The 7,711-nt window shown below is 69.5% G+C and carries 6 protein-coding genes; 3 read left to right on the top strand and 3 right to left on the bottom strand.

Annotated features, from left to right (window positions below; genetic code table 11):
- Together ENSA5_RS25925 and ENSA5_RS25920 are read right to left on the bottom strand one after the other, a co-directional pair.
- Positions 1-1,166 (bottom strand): serine/threonine protein kinase (locus tag ENSA5_RS25925; RefSeq protein ID WP_146156128.1); only part of this gene is annotated, 1,166 nt, incomplete at its 3' end.
- 83 nt (positions 1,167-1,249) lie between these two features.
- A complete protein-coding gene (locus tag ENSA5_RS25920) occupies positions 1,250-2,428 on the bottom strand; it encodes a DUF3108 domain-containing protein (protein WP_181198151.1) in 1,179 nt (392 codons plus the stop codon).
- Positions 2,429-2,483: 55 nt separating this feature from the next.
- Between ENSA5_RS25920 and pdxA the strand changes: the two genes are divergently transcribed.
- Together pdxA and uvrA are read left to right on the top strand one after the other, a co-directional pair.
- Positions 2,484-3,470, top strand: coding sequence for a 4-hydroxythreonine-4-phosphate dehydrogenase PdxA (pdxA, locus tag ENSA5_RS25915; RefSeq protein ID WP_181198150.1), 987 nt, complete (start codon positions 2,484-2,486; stop codon positions 3,468-3,470).
- Entirely contained in the window at positions 3,467-6,442 is a 2,976-nt protein-coding gene (gene uvrA, locus ENSA5_RS25910; RefSeq protein ID WP_106394374.1) for an excinuclease ABC subunit UvrA, read from the top strand. The genes pdxA and uvrA overlap by 4 nt, the downstream gene beginning before the upstream one ends.
- A 49-nt stretch (positions 6,443-6,491) precedes the next feature.
- Here the strand turns inward: uvrA and ENSA5_RS25905 are convergent, their stop codons facing one another.
- Entirely contained in the window at positions 6,492-7,211 is a 720-nt protein-coding gene (locus ENSA5_RS25905; RefSeq protein WP_258183026.1) for a Crp/Fnr family transcriptional regulator, read from the bottom strand.
- Positions 7,212-7,440: 229 nt separating this feature from the next.
- Between ENSA5_RS25905 and ENSA5_RS39830 the strand changes: the two genes are divergently transcribed.
- The coding region (locus ENSA5_RS39830; RefSeq protein WP_146156127.1) for a type IV pilin protein at positions 7,441-7,711 on the top strand (271 nt) is incomplete at its 3' end.

Genomic DNA, 7,711 nt, shown 5'->3' with positions numbered 1-7,711 from the left:
GCGCTGGGGGGCGGGCTCGGCTTGGTCGGGGGCAGCGGCGCCGCGTCCCCGATCAGATCGTCGAGGCCCTCGACCAGCGGGGCCGACGAGTCAAACTCGTCGTCGAGCAGCGAGCGCGAGCCCATGGCCTCGGAGCTGCCCTCGCCGCTGTCGTCGTCGATCGAGCGGAAGTTGGCCAGCTCCTCGGCGAGGAGCTGCTCGATCAGGTTCATCCCGCCCGAGCCGCTGGCCTTGTCCTTGGCGTCTTTGGCCTGCTTGGCCTCGCGCACGTCGGCCAGCAGCGCCGAGAGATCGCGGGCCGAGACCTTGAGGCGGTGCGAGAACAAGAACCCGAGCAGGTCGTCGGCGAAGTCGGCGGCGGTCCGGTAGCGCTCGTCGACGTCGCGGGTCAGCGACTTGCGGATGATGTTCTCGAGCTCTTCGGGGACCTCGGGGTTTTGGGCGCGGATGCTGGGGATCTCGGCCGCGCGGACGGACTCGACGGTCTGGTAGTCGGTCTCGCCCAGGAACAGGCGGCGCATGGTCAGCATCTCGTAGGCGAGGATGCCGACGGCGAAGATGTCGGTCCGGCCGTCGACTGGCTGGCCGTGAGCGGCCTCGGGCGAGAGGTAGCTGAACTTGCCCTTGACCACGCCAGCGTCGGTCGACTCGAGCTGCGAGGTCGCCTTGGCCAGGCCGAAGTCGGTCAGCTTGACCTCGCCGTTCCACGAGATCAGCAAGTTGGGCGGCGAGATGTCGCGGTGGACGACGCGGAGGTGCTCGCCGGTCTCGGGGTCGTTGAGGTTGTGGGCGTACTCGAGTCCCTTGAGCGTCTCGTTGAGGATCCAGATGACCAGCGGCAGCGGCACCCGACGGCCGCGCTCCTGGAGGAACTCCAGCAGCTGCTTGAGGGTCGTGCCCTCGACGTACTCCATGACGATGAAGTAGGTCTCATCGGATTTACCGAGGTCGAAGACCGAGACGACGTTGGCGTGGTTGAAGTGCAGGCTCAGCCGCGCCTCGTCGAGGAACATCCGAACGAAGCGCTCATCCTTGAGCAAGCCGGGCAGGATGCGCTTGATCGCGACCTTCTTTTTAAAGCCTGCGACCGAGACGGACTGGGCGACCCAGACCTCGGCCATGCCGCCAGCCGCGAGCCTGTGCAGTGGTTTGTAATTCTGCGCCATGGGGCGTGCCTGCGGATTGTACGTCCAACACCGCCAAACACGGAACTGATCGCCTTTTTCGTCCGGGCGACCCGGTCATGGGTTCAGTCCGCGCGCGCTGGACGGTCGATCTCGGCGCTCGGGGGATCGTAGCGGTTGAGGACCAGCTTGAGCACGCCGAGCCACATGTCGGTCTCGATCGCGAGGAGCAGGCGGCGCTCGTCGTGTGTGACATACGCGCGGAAGGTGTAGGTCCGCTTCTCCTCACGCACGACCCCGTAGCGATCGACCCAGGACAGGGTCCCCTCGAGCAGGCGGACGTCGTCGCCGTTGACGCCGAGGCCCTGGGCCACGCTCGGCATCGGGTCGAGGCGGGCCTTGCCCCGACCGATGACCTCGACCTTGAGCAGGACCTTGCCGTCCATGACGTGGGCAGAGGCCATCTCGCCGTCGCCGAGGTCGAGGGAGCGGACCCAGGCCATCGCCGCGAGGGGATCAAAGGTGTCGCGGGGGACGTGGCGGGTCATCTTCGTGGTCCGCTCGTCCTTGGCGTCGGTGATCCGAATGTGACCCCGGCCCTCGTACTCGATCTCGGTCACGCGTTTTTTGTACCTGCCGCCGGTCCCGAGCCCGCCCCGATCGAGGATGTTGACGCTGGACACCACCGCGCCGTCGCCGGCGTCGATCCAGGTGATCATCCGGTCCTCCATCGACGTCAGCAGCGAGACCACGCCCGAGGTGACCGCGCGACCCTCAATGCGGTACTTCCCGCTTCCTTGTGGGGCGTCACCCCTCCGATCTGCCTGGTACTCGACGACTCCGGCCTCTGCGAGCCCCGCGGGGTTGCCGGCGAAGTAGACGTCGAACACGAAGCGCTCGCCAACACGGATCGCCTGCGTGTAGCCCGGCGGCACGTCGGCCGCGGGCATGCGCCGCCGCCGATCGGCGAATTCGGGCTCGTCGAGGGCCGCCGACCAGCCGACGACGGGATCGCGGTTGGCCTTGGCCTTGGCGTGGACCGTGGGGCTGTGCATGCGTGGGAGGCGGCTGGCGTCTCCGCGGGTCGAGCGACGCGGCTTGTGCGTGTCGGTCGAGCCGCGCTTCTGGGCCCTGAGCCGGGCTTCCTCTTGAGCTTGGCGCGCGATCTGGGTCTGGTCGCGCTTGGGCGCGGCGGCCTCGGCGGGAGCGGCGAGGCCGAGGACGAGCGCGGCGAGCCCCAGCAGCCCAGGCCCGAGCAACCCAGAGAAGTTTGGCCAGGCTCGGGGGGCGCGCTTCGAAGGCATCGTCGCCAATGTTAGAATGCAGACCCGCTCGGCGCTAAGCGGAGCGTGCGATGCTGTGACCCGGCTCGTCATCACACAGGGGGATCCGGCGGGCGTCGGCCCGGAGCTGCTGCTGCGCATGGCCGATGAGGGCCTGTTGCGCGGCGAAGATCGGGTCGTGGCCGGGCGCGCGCAGCTGCGCGAGCTCGTCGCGACCCTCGACACCCGCTGGGCAGCTGCGGGGTTCGCTCGTCTCGAGCCGCTGCTCGACCCGGGGGTGGAGCGGGGCGCCGGGGGCCGCGCGGACGCGCCGCTCGGGCAGTTCGCCGCGCTCGAACGTGGCGTCGACCTCGTGCTCGCCGAGCCCGACCCCGCCCGTCGCCCCGCGCTCGTGACCGCCCCGATCGACAAGGCGGTCGCCGCCGCCGAGGGCCTGCGCCACCCAGGTCACACCGAGTACCTCGCCGAGCGGGCCAAGGTCGCGGACTTCGCAATGCTGATGGCCGGCCCCACGATCAGGGTCGCGCTCGCAACGATCCACCTGCCCCTGCGCGAGGTCCCCGCGCGCCTCGACGCGGCCGCGATCGTCCGCGCGGGCTCGCTCCTCGCCCGCGCGCTGGTCGAGGACTTCGCGCTGGCCCGCCCGCGCGTCGGGATCCTCGGCCTCAACCCCCACGCGGGCGAGCGCGGCCTGCTCGGCGACGAGGAGCAGCGGATCGTCGAGCCAGCGATCGCCGCGCTCCGCGAGTGGGCCGACGCGGCGAAGCTTCCCGCCAGCTTCATCGGCCCGCTGCCCGCCGACACCGCCTTTCATCGCCACCGCGTCGGCGATCTCGACGGTCTCGTGGCCATGTACCACGACCAGGGTCTCGGCCCGTTCAAGCTCGCGCACTTTCACGACGGCGTGAACGTGACCCTCGGGCTGCCCTTCGTGCGGACCTCGCCCGACCACGGGACGGCCAAGGACATCGCCGGGCGCGGGGTCGCCGACACGACCAGCATGCGCGCGGCGATCGAGCTGGCCCGCGCGATGGCCCAGGCCCGTCAGCGAGCGGCCTCGTGAGCGGCGACGCGCGCGACGATCTGCCCGCCGCCCCCCGAGCGATCCGGATCCGCGGCGCCCGGACCCACAACCTGCGCGACGTCGACATCGAGCTGCCCCGCGACGCGCTGATCGTCATCACCGGTCCGTCGGGCTCGGGCAAGAGCAGCCTCGCCTTCGACACGATCTTCGCCGAGGGCCGGCGCCGCTACGTCGAGAGCCTCAGCGCCTCGGCCCGGCAATTCCTCGCCCAGCTGCCCAAGCCCGACGTCGACGTGATCGAGGGCCTGAGCCCGGCGATCGCCCTCCAGCAGGAGAACCGGGCCCGCAACCCGCGCTCGACGGTCGGGACCACGACCGAGATCTACGACTTCTTGCGCCTGTTGTTCGCCCGCATCGGCGAGGTCTACAGCTGGCGCAGCGGCCAGCCGATGCGCCGCCACACCGTCGAGGAGATGGTCGACGCCGTCGAGGCCCTGCCGCCGCGGACCAAATTTTCGGTCGTCGCGCCCGTCGTCCGCGCCGCGCCCGGGGACCACCGCGAGCTGCTCGACGATCTGCGCCGCCAGGGCTTCGTGCGCGTGGCGATCGACGAGCAGCTCGTCGACATCGACGTCGCCGACGCGGACCTCGAGCTCGACCCCGAGGTCCGCCACAGCATCGACGTCTACGTCGACCGCCTCGTGCTCAAGCCCGGGATCCGCTCGCGCCTCGCCGACTCGATCGAGGTCGCCCTGCGCCTGACCAACGGCCACGTCAAGCTCCTGCCCCTCGAGGGCGACCCGCTCGAGTTCTCCGAGCGCTTCACCGACTTCGAGCACGGCCTGAGCTACCCCGAGATCACCCCGGGGCTGTTCTCCTTCAACAGCCCCGAGGGCGCCTGCCCGAGCTGTGACGGGCTCGGGCGCCGACGGATCTTCGATCCGCGCCGCCTGATCCCCGACCCGAGCAAGAGCCTCAAGGAGGGCGCGATCGCGGCCCTCGGCGGGCGCGGGCAGGCGGCGATCGACCGCCAGCTCGCGGCCGTCGCTGCCCACTACAAGATCGATCTTTACGCCCCGTGGGCCGAGCTCGACGAGCTCCACCAGCTGACCTTGCTCCAAGGCAGCGGCGACGAGGTGATCCCGCCGCTGCCCGCCAAAGGCCGCAAGCGGGGCAAGTCGGGCCGGCCGAAGCAGGGCGGCGGCGAGCCCTTCATCGGCCTGATCCCGCTGCTCGAGCAGCGCCTGCGCGACGCCGAGACCCGCGCCGACGCCGACCCCGAGACCGGGACCCTCGCCGAGCTCGAGCCCTTCATGAGCGAGGTCCAGTGCTCGAGCTGCGAGGGGGAGCGCCTCCGCGTCGAGGCCCGCCACGTCAAGATCGCGGGCCGCAACATCCACGAGCTCGCGACGATGACGATCGCGGAGCTCCACGGCTTCTTGACCGCGCTCGTCGGCGAGGCCGATGGCCTCGCGCCTGGTCTTGCGAACGGTCTGGCAAACGGTCTGGAAAACGGTCTGGCAAACGGTCTGGCAATTAGGGCCGAAGACAAGGAGATCGCCGCGGCGATCCTCGCCCAGGCGATCGCGCGGCTGTCGGCGATGATCGAGCTCGGCCTCGCCTACCTCGACTGCAACCGCGCGACCATGACCTTGTCGGGCGGCGAGGCCCAGCGCATCCGCCTGGCCACGCAGATCGGCTCGGCGCTGGTCGGCGTGACCTACGTGCTCGACGAGCCCAGCATCGGCCTCCACCAGCGCGACAACGCCCGCCTGATAGCGATGCTCGCGCGCCTGCGCGATCTCGGCAACACGGTGATCGTCGTCGAGCACGACGCCGACACGATCCGCGCGGCCGAGCACGTCGTCGACATGGGCCCCGGCGCGGGGGTGCTCGGCGGGGAGGTCGTGTTTGCGGGCAGCGTGGCGGCGCTCCTGGAAGATCGGCGCTCACGCACGGCCGCCTACCTGTCGGGCCGCGCCCAGATCGAGCGGCCGACCCCGCGCCGGGAACCCGACGCCTGGATCGAGATCCTCGGCGCCCGCGGCCACAACCTGCGCGCCGTCGATGTCCGGATCCCGCTCGGGCACATGACCTGCGTGACCGGGGTCAGCGGCTCGGGCAAGTCGAGCCTGATCGTCGACACCTTGCTGCCCGAGGCCGCGCGTCGGCTCAACCGGGCCAACAGCTGGGGCCTCGAGCACGACGCGATCCGCAACCTCGAGCGCTGCGATCGGGTCGTGGCCGTCGATCAGTCCCCGATCGGTCGCTCGCCCCGGAGCAACCCCGCGACCTACACCGGGGTGTTCACCGAGCTGCGCAACCTCTACGCCCAGACCAACGAGGCCCGGATCCGCGGCTTCGGACCCTCGCGCTTCTCGTTCAACGTCAAGGGCGGGCGCTGCGAGCACTGCCACGGCGAGGGCCTGCGCCGGATCGAGATGCACTTCCTGCCCGACATGTGGGTGACCTGCCGCGTGTGTGAGGGGCGCCGCTACGAGCGCGAGACCCTCGCGATCACCTATCGCGGCAAGAACATCGCCGAGGCCCTCGACATGCCGGTCGCCGACGCGGCCGAGTTCTTCGCCAACCACCCCGGCCTGCGCATGAAGCTCGAGATCTTGCGCGACGTCGGGCTCGGCTACATGACCCTGGGCCAGTCGGCCACGACCTTGTCGGGCGGCGAGGCCCAGCGCATCAAGCTCGCCCGCGAGCTCGCCCGGCGCCGGACGGGGAGCGGGCTGTACATCCTCGACGAGCCGACGACCGGGCTCCACTTCGACGACGTCCGCAAGCTGCTCGAGGTCCTCGAGCGCCTCGTCGACGAGGGCAACACCGTCGTCGTGATCGAGCACGACCTCGACGTCATCAAGTGCGCCGACTGGGTCATCGACATTGGCCCCGAGGGCGGCGCCGAGGGGGGCCGGGTGGTCGCGGCCGGGCGGCCCGAGGACATCGCCCGGGAGCCGAACAGCATCACGGGCCGCTGGCTGGCGCGGGCGCTGAGCTGAGCTCGTGTCGCCCGGCCGTGCGCGACCGCTGGCGACGCGGCTCGGGGCCTCAGGTGACCGCCCTGAGCCCCTCTTGGTCGAGCAGCACGACGGTGCGCCCGTTCATGTTGAGCAGCTTCTTCTTCTTGAACTGCGCCAGGGTCAGCGAGATCGTCTCGCGCGTCGAGCCGATCAGGTTGGCCATCTCCTGGTGGGTGATCTTGAGCCCGATCTGGACGCCGTCTTCGGTCTCTTGACCGTACTCTTCGGCGAGCTCGAGGAGCAGGGCCGCGAGCTTGGCCTGGACGTCCTTGAACACGAGGTGCTCGATCTTGGTCTCGAGCTGCTTGCGGCGCTTGCCGACCTCCGACATGAACTGGAAGCAGAGCTTGGCGTCGGCGAGCAGCAGCTCGCGGAACACCTCGACCGGGAGCTCGGTGATGATCGCGTTCTTCATCGCCTCGGCCATCTCTTCGCGGGGGGAGCCGTCGATGACCGCGAGCTCCCCGAAGATCTGGCCGGCGCCGCGATAGGCCAGGGTCAGCTCCTTGCCGTCGCGCGTGACCTTGCTGGTCTTCACCCGCCCGCCGTTGATGAAGTAGACCTGCTCGCCGGGGTCACCGGGGAGGTAGATGACCTGACGCCGCGGAATCTCGCGCAGGTCAACCTGCGCGATCAGCTCCTGGAGCTTGGCCGGCGACACGCTGCTCAGCAGCGGGATCTTCCGCAGATGCCACAGAACACGCTTGTCATCTTGTGCCCGGTCCTGGGACTTCTTGCGGACGCTCATCGCTCGTGAGTGTACCGGTGATTACGAAACGCAACAAGAATGTTAGCTCGCTGACGCAGTCGCCAGCTATGCGGCCCTGGAACTGCCCAAAAGGTCATTGAACCCACGAATTCGGCTGTTTTGGACCGGCTGACCGTTGAGTCTCCGCTGAGGCACGCGGGTTGCACAATCGGGGCAGGGTCGACCAGCGCCCACGGCTCTGCGGGGCCGTCACTCAGAGATTTTCACAATGGTTCCAAACACTTACATGCCGCAGGGGAACCCTCGGGGCGCCGCGGATGTGTGTCCAAGGCTGAAAGGATTTCGCATTCTGCGAAATCCTTTCGTAGTTGATGGACGCTCCCGCCGGCCCCGACGCGGGCTGCAGCAGGCCGGCTTCACGCTCACGGAGATCATGATCGTGCTCGCGGTGATCACGATCGTGGCCACGATCGCCTTCGTCGGTCTGCGCAACAACCAGTGGGAGGGCGCGTATCTGCGCTTCACCGACGATCTGGTCG

The sequence above is a fragment of the Enhygromyxa salina genome (assembly GCF_002994615.1).
Classification (GTDB): Bacteria; Myxococcota_A; Polyangia; order Nannocystales; family Nannocystaceae; genus Plesiocystis; species Plesiocystis salina_A.
This window is presented reverse-complemented; position numbering and strand designations above follow the sequence as displayed.

Coding starts and splice junctions, on each gene's coding strand:
- ENSA5_RS25905 (WP_258183026.1), bottom strand. CDS start 7,211: ATGAGCGTCCGCAAGAAGTCCCAGGACCGGGCACAAGATGACAAGCGT.
- ENSA5_RS25920 (WP_181198151.1), bottom strand. CDS start 2,428: ATGCCTTCGAAGCGCGCCCCCCGAGCCTGGCCAAACTTCTCTGGGTTG.